The sequence below is a fragment of the Nocardia sp. IFM 10818 genome, from assembly GCF_054655275.1.
Map to the genome: position 1 here is coordinate 6,354,255 of NZ_BAAHJH010000001.1, position 19,638 is coordinate 6,373,892.

Sequence of the window (19,638 nt, forward strand, 5' to 3'; positions counted from 1 at the left end):
CCTAGCCCTGCGGCGTGGTGATGATCAGGCTGCGGCGCAGGCGGAGAACGGCGGCGTTCGAGATCCCGGCGTAGGTGGCCCAGCCGGCGAAACCGCCGAAGTCGCGATCGATGGCGTCGAGCAGGGCGGTGATGGCGGACTCCGGACAGCGGAAGAGGTGCTCCGGCAGGTTGTAGTCGCGGAAGCGCTCGATGACCCGGGACATGCTGTCGGCGCTGCGCAGGTAATCGCGGATGATCGCCTCGCGGGGCACCCCGGCCAGGCCCAGGGTGATCGCGATGACGATGCCGGTGCGGTCCTTGCCGGAGGCGCAGTGCACGACGGTGGGGCGCGGGAGCAGACCGGACAGGGTTTCGATGGCCCGCGGGAGATTGACGTCATTGGCGAGATGATCGACGTAGATGTCCTCGAGCCGGGACGATCGACCGCTTTGCACGGCGCGCAGCGGGACGTGGGCGTAGCGGGCGCCGGGTAGCTCCGCCACGCCTTCGGCGAGCGTCTCGGACTCCGAGCGCAGGTCGAGAATGCAACGGACGCCGAACCATTCGATCAGCAGCTCGCGGTCGGCGTCGGTCAGCGCCTGCAGGGTGTCGCTGCGGTACAGCCGGCCCCGGCGGATCCGGCCGCCGCCGGTGTCGCGGAAGTTGAACGCGCCGGTGAGCGGCGAGGTGACCATGGTCATCGGACGTCTCCTTCCTCCGGTGCGCCCGTGTCGAAGGTGATGGTTCCGGCGGTGCCGTCCACCGCGATCCATTGCCCGGTGCGGATTTTCCGCGTGGCCTCAGGAACGCCCACCACGGCCGGGATGCCGTATTCGCGGGCGACAGTGGTGCCGTGCGAGATCATGCCGCCGGTCTCGGTCACCAGCGCCGCCGCGGTCAGGAACAGCGGGGTCCAGCCCGGATCGGTGGTGGCGGCGACCAGGATCTCGCCGGGCTCCACCCGCGCGCCGGATGGATCCTCGACCACGCGGGCCCGCCCGGTCACCGCGCCCGCGGCCGCCGCCAGCCCGGTCAGATCGGCGGTCCGTGCCGCGGAACCGGTTTCGAGCTGGGGCGCGGTGCCGTCGGAGATCAGGATCGACGGCACCCGGGGCCGCCGCGATTCCCGGTCGTGGATGGCGCGCCGCGCGGCCACCTCCGCCCGGAAGTCCCGGCCGTCCACGGCCGCACGGACTTCGGCGAGCTCGAGGAACATGACATCGTCCGCGCGCTCCAGCCGTCCCACGGCGGCGATCTCCGCGCCGATGAGCAGCAACTGTGCGCGCAGCAGGGCGAAACCGCGCATCAGGCACAGCTTGGGGAACTCCCGCAACCCGCGCAGCCGCCGCGACCGGCGCAGCAGGAATCCGGCCATCAGGGCTTGCGGCGCACGGGTTTTCGGGACCCGGCCGATCAATTCCCCGATCGTCGCCTCGGCGGCGGCCTCGGCCGCGGCGAAGCGGGCCTCGGCATCCTGCTCCGCGCCGGAGGCGCGCAGGAAGTTGGCCAGCATGGCGAAGATCGGCTCCGGATCATCGGACCAGCGCGGCACCCCGAAGTCGATCTCGGCGGTGGCCCGGCAGCCGTAGTCCCGCAGGAAATCCGCCACGCCGTGCTGCACCAGATCGGGCAGGGTGCCCGCCAGCTGCTTGGCGGCCAGCTCGTCGGGGGCCGTCTCGAGCAACAGGCGGGAGGCCGTGCCGTCACGGCGAATGCGCGCCGCCAGCCGCCACAGCACGAGGTCCATCTCGGTGGTGGGATTGTGCGGGACGCCGCGGAATACGGCATTGATCTCGGCCTGAGAGGCGTAGCCGCGCAGCAGGTCGGCCGCCAGCTGGGCGCCGACATGGCCCGCCGTATTGGCGTCGCGCGGGAGATCGGCCTCGATCCGGCAGACATCGCGCCGCACCGATTCCACGAACGCGAGGCGTTCGCGGGCGCTCGCCTCGACCGGTCCGGCGAAGGCGCGCAGGCGTTTCTCCGCATCCCGGAGCACCCGGCCGCGCGCCGTATCCGGCCACAGCCAGGCCGGAATCATCCGCTCCCAGCGCCGCCGCCGCGGCCGCGGTGGCGTGTCGTTCTCCGAACCCGCTGGGAGAGCGGGGAATCGCGGGTCCGTGCCGAGTTGTTCGACGATCCGCCCGGACGGCGCGGCGAGACTGTCCACGAACGCGGCCATCTTCGGGCGCTTGGCCGGGCTGCGCACGCCGTCGGTGATATCCCAGAACAGCCAGCCGTGCACATCGGTGATGAAGGCCGAGAAGCCGAGGGACTGCATAGAGGTCTGCATGCCGCGCTGGCGTTCGCGGATCATATCGGCGCCCATGGGCGTGAACGGCTGGCTGATGCCTTGATAGACATTGACCGACCAATAGGCGCGCGGGGTGGAGTGACCGGAGTGCGGCACCGGGAACAGCGTGGTGATCGGCCGGGACTGGGTCAGCCACAGGTCGCTGTCGCGGTTGAACGCCCACTCGATGTCCTGGGGAACGCCGAAGTGCCGCTCCAGTTCACGGCCCATGGCCACCAGTTCGGCCTGCTGAGCCGCCGACAGGCAGCCGTCCTCCGGAGTCTCGATCGGCTCGCCGTCCACGGTCAGGCTGTAGTGATCGGGTGTGACGGTCCCGGAGACGACCGCCTCCCCGAGACCGGGCGTGGCCTCGACCACGATCTCGGATCGCTTGCCGGTCACCGGATTCGCCGTGTACAGCACCCCGGCGCCGGCCGCGTCGACCATGCGCTGCACGACCACGGCGATGGCCGGGTAGTGGTCGGTGTCGTGGGCCGCCCGGTAGCACGTCGCCCGCTCGGACCACAGCGACGCCCAGCACTGCCGCAGCGCGTCCAGAACTCCCTGAGCCCCAGCCACATTGAGATAGGTGTCGTACTGCCCGGCGAAGCTGGCATCGGGGAGATCCTCGGCGGTGGACGACGACCGCACCGCGACCGCGACGGGTTCGCCGCCCGAAAGTTCTTCGTAGGCGCGGACGACGGCGGCCTCGAGCGCGGGCGGTATCGGCGTCGCGAGAATGAAGTCCCGCAGCTGCCCGGCGAGTTCGCCGAGGCGTTCGGCGTCCTCGGCCGGAGTCCGCGCGAGCGCGTCGAGCAGTTCGTCCGCCGAGACCGCCTCCAGGTACGCGGCCGTCGTCACGCAGAACCCGTCGGGCACCGGGAACCCCGCGGCCAGCATCTCCGCGAGGTTGGCGGCCTTCCCGCCCACCAGGTCCCGCAGACCGCTTCCGACCGCGGCAAGGCCGAGGACAGCGGGGGCCGTCCGGTCGATGTCGTCGATCGTCACGTCCATTACCTCCCATGAGTGTTTGATTAGGCTCAGCTTGCTTTCTCAACCTGGGTTGAGTTCAAATGACGCGATGGAGTACACCTCGATCAGGGACGTCACCATCCGGTTCGACCTGCCTGTTTCGACGCTGCACTACTGGGAGCGCCGAGGGCTGATCACACCGCACCGCCGGTCCGGCTGGCGCTACTACGACCGCGATCAGCTGTATCGGATCGCCTTGATCCGGCTGTGGCGCGATACCGGTCAGCTGAGCCTGGACGAGATCGCGACCGTGCTGGCCGGCCGCACCGCGACCCACGACTGGCGGGACACGGTGGCCGCGCGGATCGAGGCGGTGGACTCCCAGCTGCGCAAGCTGAAGACCACCCGCGCCTACCTCACCCATCTGCTCGAATGCCAGCGCGACAACGCCCTGGAGCAGTGCCCGGAGTTCCGGTCCACGGTGGAATTGCCCGGCTCCGAACCGGGTTCGGAGAGCAGCTGCGGCTCTCGCCGGAGGGCAAACGCCTCGCGGTGCGGGTGATGTGCAAGCACCGCCTCGCGGAGGTCCTGCTGCACCGCGTGATCGGGCTGGACTGGGCGCAGGTGCACGCCGAGGCGTGCCGCTGGGAACACGTGATCTCCGAGGATGCCGGACGCCGCATCTTCGAGCTCTGCGGCGGCCCCCGGTTCTGCCCCTACGGCGCGCCGATTCCGGGCCTGGCCGAACTCGGCGTGACCGACGCGCCCCCGCCGCCGGTTCCCCGTGGGATACAGCAGCTTTCGACGGCCGGGCGCACCGGTCGCCGGGTGGTGCAGCTGTACCGGATCAGCGAGCGCATTCCTGCGAAAACTGCTGGCCGCGGGGCTCACTCCGGGTGCGCTCGAACGCCAGGCCGCCCGGGCGGCGGCGCAGCGGCGCACCGATGCGGACCTGGCTCGAATTAGGCAGACCCTGGCGAATCAGCACGCCGCCCGCGAGAACGCCGACACCTCCGGTCACGAGGCAACGGTGCTGTCCACCATCCGGCGCGGCGGCAATGCCGCACTGCGCTTCCGCACCCGGGTCGGGGCGCTGCACTGCGCCGGAGGCGCGGTCACCTGGCCATGACCGCCGACGCCGCGTTTCCCCAAGGGCTCATTTGCCTCCGCGGCGTTTGCCCGGGACGGACTTCGCCTTGGCCCGGATGTCCTGGAGCACATTCGGATTCACACCGCGGGCGCCCAAGTCCTCGGCGAGGGCGACCAGTTCCTGGCGGGCGAGTTCCGGATCACCGTTGGCGATATGGAGATTCGCGCGCAGGGTCACCAGCTCGTTGTAGGTGAGGTTCGCCGATCGGTCGTCGGATTTGCGGTAGCGCTGCAAGCCCGGTTCCGTGACCGCCAGAGCGGCGGCGGGATCGGCCTTGTGGCGTTGCACCATCTTGTCCTCGCCGTCGGTGATGGTGCGGCCGAAGAAGTCCCGGCCCACGCTCTTGGCGACGGTGGTGGCGACCTTGGCGCCGAGGTCGTCGTCGGCGAAACGGTCGGCGGCCTCGGTGAGGGTCCGCATGCCGGTCGCCAGATACGGGGACATGGAGCCGCCGAAGGTGAGCGCGAGACCGACCTGCCTGTCGAAGAATTCGGCGGCGAAGCGGTCCTGCTCCTTGGTGGCGGGCTGGCCGATGCGGACGCCGAGGGTATTCGACACCGCGTACTGGTTGCCGCTGGAATAGACGGCCCGGAGTTCGTACTGGCCGGGCTCGTCGAAGACGAACCCGCGCTTGCCGAAGGTGAGCGGCACAAGTTCGCTGTAGCGGTCGGGGCCCTGCGCGCCGTCGGCGGCCGGGGCCAGCACCCGCGTCTCGGGGAGACCGTAGAGGCACATCACCGAGTTGAACTGCACCATGGTGCCATTGGGTTTGCGGACGAGCACCGTGGTCGTGCCGTGGTCGGGCGACAGCCGGACGTCGACCGACTGCGGCACCGGCAGCAGATTGCGCAGGCGGAACTCGATTTCGACCGGTTCCATATAGGAGAAGTACGACGGTGCGCGCAGCAGCAATTCCAAGGACTGGTCCGGGCCGAGCCGGGTGGCGCGGAGGGCCGGGGATTCCAGGTGCCCGCCGGAGGCCCACGGGTCGCCGCCCATCATGACCGAGGCGAGATCGCCGTGCCGCAGGTGCACGAGTTCCTCGTCGTCGAAACGGAATCGGAAATCGGCCCAGAACTTGTCCTGGCCATTGATCATGTCGTAGCGCCAGTCGTAGTTCATCCACGACAGCGAGTTCGGGCGCGCCTTGTCCCAGGAGTGCAGGAAGTTGAAGGCGTGGCCCGCCTCGTGCACCCAGGTGTAGAGGAAATGCCGCATGGCGCGCGCCTGGGCGAGGGTCTGCGGCGGGCCCGGCGCCAGGTCGTCGAACCAGGTGTGCTTGCGGAACACCGCGAAACCCTGCCGCTCCGGGGAGCGTCCCGCACCGCCGAATCCGGCGTCGGCATCGAACATGATGCCGCCGACGGTCGGTCTGTCGAAGGTGCCCGCCTGCAGGCCCCACATGCTCCAGGCCGGCCAGGCGCCATTGATGCGGCTGAAGGCGGTCTCCATGGCATCGTGCAGTTCGGCGGGGCTCCAGCTGGCGAAACCCGTTGCGCTGTCGTCGATTACGGTGCGCACCGGGTCGACGGTCAGTCCGACGCCCGCCTCCCGGTAGGCCGTTTCCAGGGTGAGGGTGCGGCGTCGGGTGCCGCCGGGCCGGTTGGGGTGGCTGTGCGTGTCGTACACCGGCGCGTGCGGTGCGATGTTCACCGAGGAGGCGTAGTCGAGTTCGAGCACCATGGTGCGGAAGTCGTCGGAGCGGTAGTTGCAGAGATAGGCGGCCGTGGTGGTGCCTCCGGTGCTGAACTCCACCATGGCCGGGCCGATCGCCGCACCGGACCAGGGCACCGTAATCCGCACCTGGACAGCCGGATTCGGACTGCGCCGCCAATACCGGACCGCGCCGCTGACGACCACCCGGTCGGCGGACCAGGTGACGGCGGGATTGTCGACGATCCAGGATTCGATATAGATCGGCTGCGCGGGCGGGGCGGGCGGCGGGCTCCCGCCGAGCAGCTGGAAGAAGTCACCGCTGACCCGGTTCATGACCGGCGAGTCACCCGAGTAGCGGGTATCGATATCGATGCGCAGGTCGAGCAGGCTGGTCCGGGTGCCGAGCTCGGTGCCGAACCCTTCGTATCGGCCGCTGACCGGACCGCGCTGCAAGGCGAGCGGATCGGATGGGCTACCGTGCTCTGCCGGCGGGCCACTGTGCTGTGTCATGAATTCCCCCAGGACGGCGTGACATTGATGCTCCGCGACGATTTGCGGGCCGTTTCATCATTTCACCGCCGCCTGCCCGGCACACGAGTACGCACTACCCGCATCCCGGACCGCCACTACTCACCGGACCGTCGCCGCATCGATTGCTGACAGATGGCTGTATGGTGTGCCGATCCTATGTCTGCCCGGATTGTCGCTACCGAAGGAGTACAGCTCCGATGGCGCTGCGGTACGTCTGCACAGGCCTCGCCGGCATTGCCATGCTGACCTTGATCAGCATGGCCACACCCGCCTCCACCTCGCACGCAGCCCCGAGCTGCGGCCTGGAGCCAACGGCCGGAACGATCACCCGCACCATCGGCGCACGCCCCTACCGCCTACACGTCCCACCCGGCCTGACCTCGAAATCGGCCCCGCTGCTGATAAGTAACCACGGCGGCGGAAACACCGCAGCCGTGCACGAGCTCGTCACCGCCTGGACCCCCTACGCCACCGAGCACCACTTCATGGTCGCCTACCCCGAAGCCCCCACCACCTACTGGAACTTCGACCAGCACTCCCCCGATGTCACCTACCTGCGCGACGTCGTCTCCGATATCCGATCCACCTGGTGCGTAGACCCCCGCCGCGTCTTCATCGACGGCTTCTCCAGCGGCGCCATCATGTCCCAGCGCATGGCCTGCGACGCCCCCGACCTCTTCGCCGCCGCCACCTCCTGGGCAGGCTTCGACCCCACCGACCCCAATGTCGGCTCCGGCCCCCACCCCACCCCCTGCACCCCCGCCAGCCCCATCCCCCTCGCCCTCTTCCAAGGCGAACACGACTTCAGCTCCACCCCCGCGATAGGCCAGGCCAACCTCGAAAAGTGGCTGACCCGCACCCACAACAACCCCACCCCCCAGACCTCCACCGACGCCTTCGCCACCCTCCGGAAATACGCCCCCGGCAAATCCGGAGCCACGATCTGGTGGCGCACCTACAAGAGCGTCACCCACCTCTGGCCAGGCGGCGACACCGGCCAAGACCTCCGCGACCACATCTGGCAATTCCTGGACGCCCATCCCCGCCCCTAGCGTCCGGCCTCCCTGGCGGCGCCGTCCCCGCCAGGGCACACGAAAGTGGCTACCGCGACCGAAGCCCCCGGCAGCCACTTCCGCACCAATAAAGCCCATACCGGACCGTGAGGACAAGCCGGGCAAATAGCCCTGAACAGGGTCTGTGAATCAGGTATCAAATCACCACAATGTGCGAATGACTTCGGCGACCGGCGTCACGTCCTAGTTCTTCGCGCACCCGCTGACCGGTTGAAGCGTGACGATATCGGCAGGGGGCACGGTAACCTCGCCCGAAACCGTCTTCAGCACAACGGCCCCGGATGGATCGACACGGATCGGGGTTCCACATGCTGTGCCCTGTGATCGGGTATTGATCTCCAGCACAGGAGGTTTGGCAGCCGGGCCGTACCAAGTCACGGCAATAGCGGCGATCAGGAAAGCGCCACACGTCAACGCCGTACCGACGCCACGACGCATCGCACGTCGTGAAAGGGCGGCCTCGATATGTTCCGAGGTAACCCGGTGCAGGGCCGTTTCAATCGGTGTTCCCCGTGTGGGACCACTGGCTGCGCGGATGAGCCACAGCGCCGCGATCGTGCCGCACAACAGCGCCAGGAACAACAGCACACCAACGGCAACTGCCCAGGGGCGGGCGAGGGTAGAGATATCCGAGCGCCCGCGGATGACGCTGAACCCGACCACACCGGCGAGTAGCCCGCCGAGTCCGTTCCGCCACGCGGACGCAGTCGCGCGGACCCTGGACAACTCGTCACGCAGCAGCTGGGCACGGAGACGAGCCCTGTGCAGGTCAGCGAGGCCGGCCGAAGGGCCTGCGACGAGGCGACGGCTCACGAGGACTCCGATTGGATTCGCAGCATCCAGTACGCTCCACAGCCGATCTCACCGTCGGGTCGGCCATCGTGCTCGTACTCGCATGAGCACACCAGCACTTCGACCGGATCACGCTCGGGCCCGGTTCCCGAGCGCCGGAACAACTTGCCGATTCCGAACCGCCGGTAGATCTCCGTCACCACCGGAGATTCCATCTCACCGCGACATCGTGGACACGGTCCGCGCAGCGATTCGATCCCGCCGACGTGGGAACACAGCTTGAAGGTCGCTTCGGCCGATACCGCGAAATCAGGGCTGGTCACTTCGATGTACGGCACGGATTCATGGACGTCCGCCATACGAATCACCTTCCGGAACTGATTGTTTCAAGGACCTATGTGCACGAACGGCAACCACGCGCCGAGCCGGTTCGGCTCACGTGCGCGGAACTCGTCGATCACCGCGTGCAGCGCACGCGCCGAATTCGCAGGTGCGAAGACGCCGTCGACGGTCAGTCGCCGATAGACCGCGATCGCGAGCTCGACCGACCGGTCGTCGAGAACCGACCACAAACTGCCAACAATGTGCCGGTAGCCGCGATAGTGCAGCGCCGCAGCCATGGTGACCACTTCGTCGGCGAGTACGGTTCCCCCTGTGGCGGTCTTGCACGCAGCCAAGAACGCGAATTCACCAGTGGACCGCATGGACCCGATATCCGCGATTGTCACGGCACCGTCTCCCAATAAAAGACGTCCTCGAAATGGTGCGGCCAGATCCTGATCGCCATGACAGCTGAAATGCACCCGCGGGTACTTCGGGAGGAGAGCCAGCACGGACTCGACCGTCGCATCGCGGCCGCTCAACTGAGTGAATCGACCGGCGAAATACGCGCTGATCGCCTCTGCTTCGTCGCGCGCCGCCGGCAGGGGTGGCGCATCGGGTGGCTCCGGTACCGACACGATCAGAAGGTCCCGCGCACCGTCCCCGGTAGCCTCTGGTGCGGAGGCCGCCTCGTACAACGCGCGCAGAGTCGGTGTGTACGACGGCACCACACGGCTGGAGATCGTCTGCCGTGCCGTGCCAGGTGCGGCGTAATCGCCCGCGGCGTGCAGCGGCAGTAGGTTGAGTTTTCCGGTGGGACACCACCACAGTCGCGGCAATGCCTGCGGGTCGCCGGTGAGGCTCGCAGCCGCGCAAACCGGTACCGCGATCCGCTCCCACAACCAAGCGCACACCGCCTGTAGCTCGTTCTCCATATCGTCCCGAGTTCGGACGTAATCAGCATTCGCCCGCGCGTTTCGACGGGCGAGCGAGGCAGGGAATTCCCCCGCCGCGATCTCCTGCTCTCGTCGCTCGATCTCATTCCGTACTTTCGCGAGGCTCTCACCGGCGCGCTCGAAGGCCATCAACGCCGCGAGGTAGGCCTCCACCCGCTCGTCGACCGCGCCCGCCGTCACACCGGGGAGCGGGACCGGCGTGATCCGATCCGCGCCGACGATCAGGGCGTCGCAACGGGCCTCGCTGATGTTCACCATCACGACGAGTCCATCGCGAGCAGCACGCTGAAGGGTGGGAAGGCGCGGTGGCAGCAGAAAGTCGCCCAGGCCCGGAAGCTCGCGGACCTCGTCGAGGAGTTCTCCCAAGCGCCGCTCGGCGGCGATCGTCGTCTCGCGGCGCGCGATCACGCTGGAGGCATCACGCATCCTCTGCGTATCATCCATCCACGCGGTCTCCATGACCGCCAGTTGAGCCTCCACCGCAACGGCCAGATCCTCTCGCCGCCTGCGCAGTTCGGCGAGGTCGCCACGATCGACGAGCAGCCGCGACCAGAGCACCGCACGGCCCTGCTCCAGCAATTCCACCGCCGCTTCCGGTCGGCCGATAGCGATTGCGTGCGCGGCCGCCTCCGCCGCCAAACCGGTCCATTCGCCGAGCTGATGTTCGCTGTCCACGCGAGGCAGCCCGCGCAGCACCACACGAGGCAACAACTCGACCGCAGTGCGATAGCCGGCGTGCGCGTCCTCACCCGCTGAACAATCGACCGCTGCCCGCGCCCATCGACGTGCTGCGGTCAGCCGCACTGTGGTCGCCCCGGTATGCGCTTCAGCCGCTGCCCGGCTGTGCTCGACAGCGGCGCGTGCGTCAGCCAGGTCCCCGGTCACCGCGAACCTCGTGTGGAACGCAATTCCGAGGTTTGCCACGATCTCGGCGTAGTCGGGATGATCAGCGTGTACCCCCGCCAGCGCCTGCGCTCCGACCTCGATGGCCTCCTCGATCTCGGCCGGATCGCGCGTGCATTGATACGCTGCCGTCAGGACGTTGCTCAGATTGGAGCGGCGGCGTGTGAGTGCGGGATCGTCCGCCGACGTCGAGGCCACGGACGCACGCGCCTGCTTCAACGCTTCGTGAAGATCGCTTGCCGCACCGAACCGTTCGTATCGGATCAGCAAGGCGATCTGCAGGTTGGTGCGATAGCCGGCGCGACTCGGACGGTCCGCCGGAGATCGGTCGACCGCCGCGCGTGCCAGTTCGACCGACTCGTCGAGATTTTCTTTCTGGCCCGTTCGCTCGAATCGGATGCGCAGGGCCTTGCTCAGATTCGTAAGGTGTCCAGGACGATCGGGATCATTCTCGGCGCACACCTCCACCCCACAGCGAGCGGCCGCGATCGCATCATCGAGGTCCGCCAGCCTCCGCCCGCTGTGAAAACGCAATTGCAGCGAGACCGCAAGGTTTCCGGCATACCCCGCCAAGCGGGGGTGGCCCTCGGGGACCGCGGAAACCGCCTGCCGCGCAGCCGCGATCGACTCGTCCAGCGCCGAAGCTCGGCCGGTGTACTCGAAGTCGTCCTGCAAAGCGACAGAAAGGTAGGAAAGATACAGGGGTCGGTCCGCATGATCGTCACCAGCGAGATCGACGACCCGGCGAGCGATGTCCCTCGCCTCGGTCATATCAGCGCTCCCGCCCCGGGCACGATGACGAATTCCCAGTGCCAGGCCGAGGTTCGCCAGATGGCCCAGAAACACCGGCGCCGACTCCGGAATCGCACTCACGGCAGCACGCTGCAGGTCTATCGCGGCGTCGATATCCGTGTTCCTGCCGGACCGCTTGAACCGAATCTGCAGCATCGCACCGAGATTCGACGACATCACCGGCCGACGCGGATCGTCCTGAGCGATCACCGACAGCGCCTCGCGCACGGCCTCGATTGCCTCGTCGAGATCGTCCGGCCGACCGAACCGCTGAAATCGGAGAGTCAAGGCGATCGCAAGGTTCGCGCGATGGCGGGCGATTTCGGCGGGCTCCGGCCCGGATCTCCGGGCCGCTGCGCGCATCGCCTCGATGCCTTCGGCGAAATCCGATTCCGCGCCGGCGGTGTGCTGTGCTCGGCGCAGCAAGGCCGTCCCGAGTGAAGACCATACGGTGGCCGCTTCCGTGTACCCGATGGGCAGGGCATCAACCGCCGACCGTGCGACGGAGATGGCATCCGCCAGATCGGACAGGGCGCCGAAGTGCTCGAATCGTGTTCGGAGCAGATGGGAGAGATTGGAGAGATACGGCACCCTGTCTGCCGGCTCATCGTGTGATGCGGCCGCCGCCTTGCGCGCACAGTCGATCGCCTCATCCAGATCGTTGCGCCCACCGCTGTCACGGTAACGATTACTCAAAAGTTCGGCTTTGTCACTCCATTCGCGGGCACTCGCCTCATTCGCGGCCTCACCATCGGTCTCCCCCTGCGCGTCCTCGTCCATAGGCCTCTGTCCACAACCTCAGCGGAGCATTCCGGCGCCAATCCCACCCGGCGCAGGGCAAGGGTATAGCCGAGTTCTTCTGACGGAGGCTGGATTCAGCGGGCTGAACAGCGGCCGGTTCGTTGCAGCCGCCTCACCTCACCACAATGGGCGCACCGCGTCGGCGACCGGCAGGACGGTCTGGCCGGTGACGAAGCGGCTCCAGAGGCCGAACTTCAGTGGCTGGCCCGGGAGGGCGAAGGATTCGAGGAAGCTGTGGGTGCCGGTGGGGTCGGTGTGGACGGCGCCGAATTGGACGCGGAAGCGGGTGGTGGCGGCGCGGTCCTGCGGGGGTAGGGACGAGGGGAGGAGTTCGTCGAGGGCGGGGCCGTAGTCGGCGCTGTAGGCATTGGTTACCGGTTCGAGGGTGTTCTCGAGGATAGCGCCGGTGGCGGGGATGGTGATCAGGACGCCGCGGTCGCCGGTGGCGTGGCGGGTGTTGAAGACCAGGACGTCGGCGGTTGTGCCGGAGTGGATGTCGGCCTTGCCGGCGCCCACCTGGGAGCCGGCGGGGCAGCCGGAGGGGCCGAGGCGGGTGAGGTCGGCTCGGGAGCAGGTGGGGAAGCGGTCGACATTGATTCTGATGGACTTGTCGAAGAGGAAGACGAACTGAGTTGCGGCGGCGGGCTTCTCACCTGTTTCGGTGCGGCTGGTGCGGTCGAAATCCACTGTCACGCCGGTGAGGTGACCGTGATCGGGGCGGACCGCCACCGCCAGCGCGTCGAGGTTGGCGGGACCGGCGACCGCCGTCTCGGCGGAGGGAATGGGGCCGGCGGGCGTGGGAGGTTCGGGGGCCGCCGCGGCGGGGCCGGAAGCGGCGAAAAGCAGTGCGGCGCAGGTGGTCAGGGTGACACTTGATCGTTGGCTCATGCCTCGCGACGGTATGCGGCGGGTGGGCGGCGGCATCAGGGCGGCGAACGACCTGGATCGAAGGCGCTCGGTGTGGTACCCGATGAGGCAGCGGGCTCGCCTGCCGAGAGGAGTTGCCGATGGGTACCGAGAACTATTTGCCGTTTCGCAAGAATGCGGTGATTTCGCTGTGTGCGGGAGAGCTGCCGGAGGAGGAACGGGAGTCGTTCGCGGAGTTCGCGCGGATGCTGGCGGCTCTGGCGCACTATCGATTTCAGGCGCGGGGGGATGCGGTGCTCGATGCCTATCATCTGGTGGACCCGGCCGAGGATGTGCGGACCGTGGGCACCGTGACGGCGAAGGACCGGGCCGTGGCGCGGGAGACGGTGGAGGCGGAGCTGGTGGCGCTGGCCGAGGCCGCCGAATTCACCCGGATCGATGCGGCGGAGATCGCGCGGGCTTTTGCCGAGGACTCGCTGGTGAAGGTGCGGTTGGCGGTGGAGGACGAGGGCATCGACACCGTCATGTTCTTCCGGCGCGGGGTGTCGCAGCGCACCGAGGAGGTGAAGTCGCTCTACGGGTTGCGGCGGCGGCGGATCGAATTCACCAACTACGCCAAGGTTCTGGTGTACATCGCCTTCGCCGAGGACAGCCCGAGCCGTCCGCCCGGTACGGGCTCGGTGCTGCTGAAGCTGTTCCAGAATGTGCCGCGCAACGATCTGGAGATGCTGTATCCGAATGTACGAGTCCGGATGCGCACCCGGGACAAGCTGTTGATCGGGGTGCCGGCGGTGATCTCCGGCATCGTCGTGATCGCCACCAAACTCATTGCCTCACTGGGTGTGCTGGCGCTGCTGCTCGCGTTCTGGATCGGGCTGCGCGAGGAATCGGTGCACTTGGACAAGACCGCGCTGGTGACCCTGGTCGCGGGGCTGGCGGCCTTCGGCGGCTATCTGTGGCGGCAGTTCTCGAAGTTCAAGAACCGCAAGATCAAGCTGATGAAGTCGCTCTCGGAGCACCTGTACTTCCGCAACCTGGACAATGACGCGGGCGTCTTCCACCATCTGCTGGGTGCGGCCGAGGAAGCGGAGGTGAACGAAACCCTGCTCGCCTACCACTTCCTGGACACGGCCGAGCACCCGCTGACCGCCGCGGAGCTCGACGAGCGAATCGAGGGCTGGTTCCGCCGACGCTGGGACACCACCTTCGATTTCGAGATCCGCGACGGCCTGGACAAGCTCCGGGAGCTCGACCTGCTGACCGAGGACGAGCACGGCCGGCTGGGCGTGGTGCGGCTGCCCGAGGCCAAGCGACGGCTGGACCGCCGCTGGGACAACCTCTTCCGCCACAACCGGTGACCGCGCTACTTCACGATGTTCTCGAAATCGAACAGCCCGGCCCAGGTCAGCTCCGCCTCCTTGATGTGCTCCGACCGCCCCGCGGTGGAGATGTAGTTGAGGATGGGGATATCGGCCATGTCCTTGATGAGCACGGTCTGCGCCTGCGCGATCTTCTCATAGGACGCCTCCGGCGACGACGCGGCCTGCGCCGCCGAGAGGAGGGTGTCGAACTCTGGGCTGGAGTACTCGATGTCGTTGGTATCCGAGGTCGAGAGGTATTGCGCCACCAGGAATTCCAGCATCGACGGGTAATCGCCCTGCCAGCCGTAGCGGAACGCCTTGCCGATGGACCGGGAATGGATGAGGTCGCGGATCTGCTTGAAGGTCGGGTACGCCACCGCCACGGCCTCGATGCCGAGCGTGTTCTTGATGCTGTTGGCCACCGCCTCTATCCACGCCTGATGACCGCCGTCGGAGTTGTAGGCGATCTCGAACCGCCCCGACCACGGCGCGATGGCGTCGGCCTGCGCCCACACCTTCTTGGCCTCATCGGGGTTGTAGCGCAAGGTTTCCGAACCGGGCAGGTTCTCCCGGAACCCGGGCAGCGTGGCGGCGGTGTAATCGGTCGCCGGAATCTTGGTGCCGTTGAAGATGGTGTCGCAGATCTGCTGCCGGTTGATCGCCATGGAGATGGCCTTGCGGCGCAGCAGGCCCTCCTGGCCGCCGAAGTGGGGCAGGTTCGGCTGAATGCCGAGATGCTCGTTCTGCGCGGTCGCCTTGGTGATGGCGCGATCCCCGAGATCCTGCTTGTAGGTGGACAGGGCGTTGTCCGGGATGGTGTCCAGCACATCGAGATTGCCGGCCAGCAGATCCGCGTACGCGGTGTCGAACGACTGGTACATCTTGAATTGCAGCCCCTTGTTCTTGGGCTGCCGCCCGCCCTGGTAATCCGGGTTCGGCACCAGGTCGATCTTGACATTGTGCTCCCAGGCATCCGGCCCGGCGAATTTGTACGGCCCATTGCCGATCGGGTTCTTCCCGAACGCCTCCATATCCTTGAACGCCGCCTCGGGCATCGGATAGAACGGCGCGAAGCCCAGCGAGAGCTCGAAATCGATCGAAGGATGCTCCAGCTCAATGGTGAAAGTGCGGTCGTCGACCACCTTCAACCCCGACATGGTCTGCGCGACAGGCGGTTCCGCCGCCACATCGGCATACCCCTTGATCGAGGTGAATACCCAGTTCTGCAACTGCCCATTGGTGCCGAGCGCACCGTAGTTCCAGGCGTCCACGAACGACTTCGCCGTCACCGCGGTGCCATCGGTGAACTTCCAATCCGGCTCGAGCGTCACCTTGTAATGCTGCCGATCCGTCGTCTCGATCGACTGCGCCACCTCATTGTGCGCGACGCCCTCCGCGTCGTAATACTTCAATCCCGCGAACAGCCGGTCCACCACCCGGCCGCCGAAGAACTCATTGGTATTGGTCGGCACCAGCGGATTCTGCGGCTCCCCGCCGTTCACGGTCACCACATCGCTGTGGCTCTCGTTCGAGGAACATCCGGTCAGCGCCAGGCTCGTGGCCAGGACCGCCGCCGCGGTCATCGCACCCCATCGTAGAAATCTCAACGCCCTCTCCTGTCCTCCGGGCATGAGTGATCGTGCGCGACACGCGGGTTCGCCGAGGCCCCGCCCGATCACGTCGGAATTGGTTCGCACCCTAACCGTGTGAAGGGGACTTGTCAGCGCATCCGGCGAGAAGCCCCGTGAAACCGAGCCTTTCACAGCGAGTCTGTGCCTAGACTACGCAGATCCGAGATTAATCCGGCGGATTGGGCCAAAAGCCTGGCAATCTGCCGGAATAACCGGCGAATAGCCGGATAATATGCGAGGCAGGCGTCAGATGAGAGTTGGCATCACGGGCGGGTCGGGATTCATCGGCTCCTATGTGTGCGAGGAACTCGCCCACCGGGGTCACGAACCCGTGATCTTCGACCACCGGCGCCGCGCGGGCGCCCAGCCGTACGAGGTCATGCTCGGCGATATCCGCGACGCGACCGCCATGACCGAGCTCGCCGCGCACTGCGACGGCATCATCCATCTGGCCGCGGTACTCGGCACCCAAGAGACCATACGCAGACCCCAACCGGCGGCGGAGACGAATCTCAGTGGCGGCCTGAACTTTCTGGAGGCGGTGGCGCAATACGAGCTGCCCGGCGTGTACATCTGCGTCGGCAATCACTGGATGAACAACAGCTATTCGATCTCCAAGACCGCCGTCGAGCGGTTCGTGCACATGTACAACGCCTACCGGGGCACCCGGGTGGTGAATGTGCGGGTGGTCAATGCCTACGGCCCGCGCCAGGTGGCCGCCGCGCCGTTCGGGGCGGGCAAGGTGCGCAAGCTCACCCCGGCGGTCATCTGCCGGGCGCTGTCCGGATGGCCGGTCGAGTTGTACGGCGGCGGCGTGCAGCGCTCGGACATGGTGTGGGTGGGCGATGTGGCGCGGGCGCTGGTGGCGGCGCTGGAGACGTCCGCGCACGGCACGGTGCCGGAGACCGTCGTGGAAGTCGGTCCCGCACAGTCGCATTCGGTCCGGTCGGTCGCCGAACTGATTATCGACCAGTGCGTCGAGCTGGGCTATCCCCGGGTTCCCATCCTGAGCCTGCCGATGCGGCCGGGCGAGGTGCCGGGAGCCACGGTTTCGGCCGATCCGAGCACCCTGACGGCCATCGGGATCGATCCGGATTCGCTGCGGCCGCTGGCGGAGGGCATGCGCAGCACCGTCGAATGGTTCTCCGAAACCCGTGGCGCCCACTGGCTTCCACAGCCCGCGCCGGTCCCGTCGGCGACGGTGTGAGGCGCGTCCGCCATGCTGAGCCTCACCGTGGTCGTCCCCTGCCTGGACGAGGAGGACACCGTGCTCGCCGCGCACCGGGCGATCGTCGCCGAATTGGGCGGGCACGACCTGGAACTGGTGTTCGTCGATGACGGCAGCACCGATGCGACCCTGCGGCTGCTGCGCGATCTGACCTCGAACGACGCACGCGTGCACTACATCTCGTTTGCCCGCCGGTTCGGCTTCGAGGCCGCCTTCGCCGCGGGCTACAAGTACGCGAGCAAGGACTGGGTGCTGCACATGGACGCCGATCTGCAGGGCCATCCGGCCGAGGCGCACCGGCTCATCGCGGCGGCGACCGATCAGGTGGATGCGGTCTTCGCCGTCCGCGACCACCGCGACGATCCACGGCTGCGGCGCTGGGGATCCACGCTGTCGGACCTCATCGCCCGCCGGCTGCTCCGGATCGAACTGCCGCGCGGCGCGACCACCTTCCGCCTCGTCCGGACCGGCGTCGCCCGGCGCGTGGTCGAATTACGGCGTCCAGCACCGTATTTCATGGCCACGCTGCCGCGGATAACCAGCCGGTACACCACCGTGCGTACCGCGCACCGAGCCCGCCGGGCGGGGCGGTCGAAGTTCACCATCGCCCGCCTGGCCGGGCACGCCCTCGACCTGTACGTCGGGCACTCGACCGCCCTGGGCGCCGCCGCCACGGTCGCGTTGGCAACCGGGACGCTCGCCTCGCTCGCGGCACTGGCACTGCTGGGCTCGGCCGGAAACTCCCCAGCGTTGGCCGCATTGCTGCTCGCTCAATCGGCCATGCTGCCCACCGTGGCTCTACTGCTGCGATATTCGATCCTGGCGATGGGCCGCTACGGCCCGGCGCTGTATTACGTGCGCGAATCCGATCTGCCCATCGAGAGCTCGGATCGGCTGGAACTCGAGCGCGCCGAGATCACCGGTGGCGCGCGATGACCGGCACCTTGGTAATCCTCGGCGGCGCGGACGGTTCCCTCCCCACCTACCGCCGCGCCCGCGAACTCGGCTACCGCACAATCTGTGTGGATCGGCGTCCCGATGTCCTCGCACGCCCGCTCGCCGACGAGTTCGTGCAGCTCAGCATTCACGATCCGGAGCCGATCGCGCGGGCGCTCGACGGCCGCACCGATCTCGTGGGCGTGCTCTCCCCGGCCAGCGACACCGGCCTGCCCGCCCAGCGCGGGCTGATCCGCCACTGGCGGCTCCCGGGCGCGCCGGCGGAGGCGGTCGTGCGCGCGTCCGGCGACAAAGCCCATTTTCGCGCCGTCTGCGACGGTCTCGGCTTCGCACACCACCGCTACGTCGCGGGCCTCGTCGATGCGCATCTGCCGATCCGCGCCGCGTCCCTGCGCTTTCCCGTGCTGGTGAAGCCGATCGACGCGCAGAGCAGCCGCGGCATCCAGGTCTGCACGGACGCGCATCAAGTGACGGCCGCGGCGGCGGCGGCCAGCGGCCACGCCAGCGACGGGAGAGTGATCGTGGAGGAACTCATCGCCGGAAGGCATTACAGCGCCGAAGCATTCGTCGACCGAGGCCGCATCGCCTTCGTCGGCGTGAGCGCCAGAACCCTCACCCCTCCCCCGCACTTCGTGACCACGGCGCATCGGGTTCCCGCCGATCTCGAGGCCGCCCGCGTGAACGAGCTGACCGGTATGCTCGACGCCCTGGTCGCCGAACTCGGCTACCAGCGCGGCCCACTGACCGTCGATCTCCTGGTCGACGACGCTGACCGAATACACCTGATAGAGATGGGCGCCCGCGTAGGCGGCAACAGCCTCGGCGACCTGGTCCGCCACGCGTACGGCGTCGACCTCATCGCCGCATCCATCGCGGCGGCCACCGCACAGCCCGCCGACCTCACCCCCACCCGCGCTCGCACCGCCGTCGCCCAGATCCTGTTCGCCGACCGAGCGGGCACGATCAGCCGAGTAACCGGCGCCGAGACCGTCGCGACCATCCCCGAACTGATGGAACTCACCCTGTTCGCCCGCCCCGGCCACCCGGTGCTGCCCTACGACAATGCGGCGAACAAGCTGGGCCACTTCGTCATTGCGGCCGATTCCGCACAACAGGCCGCCGCCGCGACCACCCGGGTCCAGAACGCACTGCGCGTCGAACTCAGCGATGCCGCATGAACCGCGCGATCCACCGTACGGTCCCTGATGCGCCGGCGCCCGAGACGGCCACGGTCACGGATACGGCCGATGCGCCGCAGCGGACCGCAGCCGCGACAGCACGGGCGGCTCGACGTACTGCGGCTCGACCTCAGAAGTGCCGCATGAACCCGGCGCCCCGCAGTAAGGTCCCCGGGGCGCTCGCACCCGAAACAGGCG

15 protein-coding genes and 1 pseudogene are annotated in these 19,638 nt (G+C 67.8%); 8 read left to right on the forward strand and 8 right to left on the reverse strand.

The features are described from left to right. Nucleotide 1: 1 nt before the first annotated feature. Both ACYQ5L_RS29600 and ACYQ5L_RS29605 read right to left on the reverse strand, forming a co-directional pair. Nucleotides 2-682, reverse strand: coding sequence for a tyrosine-protein phosphatase (locus tag ACYQ5L_RS29600; protein WP_459961515.1), 681 nt, complete (start codon nt 680-682; stop codon nt 2-4). Next, entirely contained in the window at nt 679-3,279 is a 2,601-nt protein-coding gene (locus tag ACYQ5L_RS29605) for a PEP/pyruvate-binding domain-containing protein (RefSeq protein WP_459961516.1), read from the reverse strand. The genes ACYQ5L_RS29600 and ACYQ5L_RS29605 overlap by 4 nt, the downstream gene beginning before the upstream one ends. Nucleotides 3,280-3,352: 73 nt before the next feature. Here ACYQ5L_RS29605 and ACYQ5L_RS29610 point away from each other — a divergent pair, with 73 nt between their 5' ends. From ACYQ5L_RS29610 to ACYQ5L_RS29620, 3 genes and pseudogenes are all read left to right on the forward strand, one after another. Then, complete coding sequence (locus ACYQ5L_RS29610; RefSeq protein WP_459961517.1) at nt 3,353-3,805, forward strand: MerR family transcriptional regulator; 453 nt, start codon at nt 3,353-3,355, stop codon at nt 3,803-3,805. Next, nucleotides 3,805-3,918: pseudogene (locus ACYQ5L_RS29615) on the forward strand (iron dependent repressor, metal binding and dimerization domain protein); the annotation flags it as partial. The gene ACYQ5L_RS29610 and the pseudogene ACYQ5L_RS29615, both read left to right, overlap by 1 nt. A gap of 109 nt (nt 3,919-4,027) precedes the next feature. Further along, on the forward strand, nt 4,028-4,372 hold the full coding sequence (locus ACYQ5L_RS29620) for an FCD domain-containing protein (RefSeq protein ID WP_459961518.1): 345 nt from the start codon (nt 4,028-4,030) through the stop codon (nt 4,370-4,372). Between the two features lie 27 nt (nt 4,373-4,399). Here ACYQ5L_RS29620 and ACYQ5L_RS29625 read toward each other — a convergent pair whose 3' ends face one another. Next, nucleotides 4,400-6,559, reverse strand: a complete 2,160-nt coding sequence (locus tag ACYQ5L_RS29625; RefSeq protein WP_459961519.1) for a zinc metalloprotease — start codon at nt 6,557-6,559, stop codon at nt 4,400-4,402. A 218-nt stretch (nt 6,560-6,777) separates the two neighbouring features. On the opposite strand from ACYQ5L_RS29625, the gene ACYQ5L_RS29630 reads away from it, so the two are divergent. Further along, the gene (locus tag ACYQ5L_RS29630; protein WP_459961520.1) at nt 6,778-7,632 is read left to right on the forward strand and encodes a CE1 family esterase; all 855 of its coding nucleotides are present in this window, start codon (nt 6,778-6,780) and stop codon (nt 7,630-7,632) included. A gap of 204 nt (nt 7,633-7,836) precedes the next feature. Here ACYQ5L_RS29630 and ACYQ5L_RS29635 read toward each other — a convergent pair whose 3' ends face one another. From ACYQ5L_RS29635 to ACYQ5L_RS29650, 4 genes are all read right to left on the reverse strand, one after another. Then, the gene (locus ACYQ5L_RS29635; RefSeq protein ID WP_459961521.1) at nt 7,837-8,241 is read right to left on the reverse strand and encodes a hypothetical protein; all 405 of its coding nucleotides are present in this window, start codon (nt 8,239-8,241) and stop codon (nt 7,837-7,839) included. Nucleotides 8,242-8,462: 221 nt separating this feature from the next. Then, the gene (locus ACYQ5L_RS29640; RefSeq protein ID WP_459961522.1) at nt 8,463-8,804 is read right to left on the reverse strand and encodes a hypothetical protein; all 342 of its coding nucleotides are present in this window, start codon (nt 8,802-8,804) and stop codon (nt 8,463-8,465) included. A 27-nt stretch (nt 8,805-8,831) separates the two neighbouring features. Beyond that, nucleotides 8,832-12,197, reverse strand: a complete 3,366-nt coding sequence (locus ACYQ5L_RS29645; RefSeq protein ID WP_459961523.1) for a CHAT domain-containing protein — start codon at nt 12,195-12,197, stop codon at nt 8,832-8,834. A gap of 138 nt (nt 12,198-12,335) precedes the next feature. After that, the gene (locus ACYQ5L_RS29650; protein ID WP_459961524.1) at nt 12,336-13,106 is read right to left on the reverse strand and encodes a hypothetical protein; all 771 of its coding nucleotides are present in this window, start codon (nt 13,104-13,106) and stop codon (nt 12,336-12,338) included. Between the two features lie 119 nt (nt 13,107-13,225). Between ACYQ5L_RS29650 and ACYQ5L_RS29655 the strand changes: the two genes are divergently transcribed. Then, nucleotides 13,226-14,443, forward strand: a complete 1,218-nt coding sequence (locus ACYQ5L_RS29655; protein ID WP_459961525.1) for a TMEM143 family protein — start codon at nt 13,226-13,228, stop codon at nt 14,441-14,443. Nucleotides 14,444-14,448: 5 nt separating this feature from the next. Here ACYQ5L_RS29655 and ACYQ5L_RS29660 read toward each other — a convergent pair whose 3' ends face one another. Continuing rightward, nucleotides 14,449-16,029, reverse strand: a complete 1,581-nt coding sequence (locus ACYQ5L_RS29660; RefSeq protein WP_459961526.1) for a peptide ABC transporter substrate-binding protein — start codon at nt 16,027-16,029, stop codon at nt 14,449-14,451. 298 nt (nt 16,030-16,327) lie between these two features. Here ACYQ5L_RS29660 and ACYQ5L_RS29665 point away from each other — a divergent pair, with 298 nt between their 5' ends. The 3 genes from ACYQ5L_RS29665 to ACYQ5L_RS29675 are packed head-to-tail and all read left to right on the forward strand — an operon-like array spanning nt 16,328 to nt 19,440. After that, the gene (locus ACYQ5L_RS29665; protein ID WP_459961527.1) at nt 16,328-17,284 is read left to right on the forward strand and encodes an NAD-dependent epimerase/dehydratase family protein; all 957 of its coding nucleotides are present in this window, start codon (nt 16,328-16,330) and stop codon (nt 17,282-17,284) included. A gap of 12 nt (nt 17,285-17,296) precedes the next feature. Further along, a complete protein-coding gene (locus ACYQ5L_RS29670) occupies nt 17,297-18,241 on the forward strand; it encodes a glycosyltransferase family 2 protein (protein WP_459961528.1) in 945 nt (314 codons plus the stop codon). Further along, a complete protein-coding gene (locus ACYQ5L_RS29675) occupies nt 18,238-19,440 on the forward strand; it encodes an ATP-grasp domain-containing protein (protein ID WP_459961529.1) in 1,203 nt (400 codons plus the stop codon). The genes ACYQ5L_RS29670 and ACYQ5L_RS29675 overlap by 4 nt, the downstream gene beginning before the upstream one ends. The last annotated feature ends 198 nt before the right edge of the window (nt 19,441-19,638 follow it).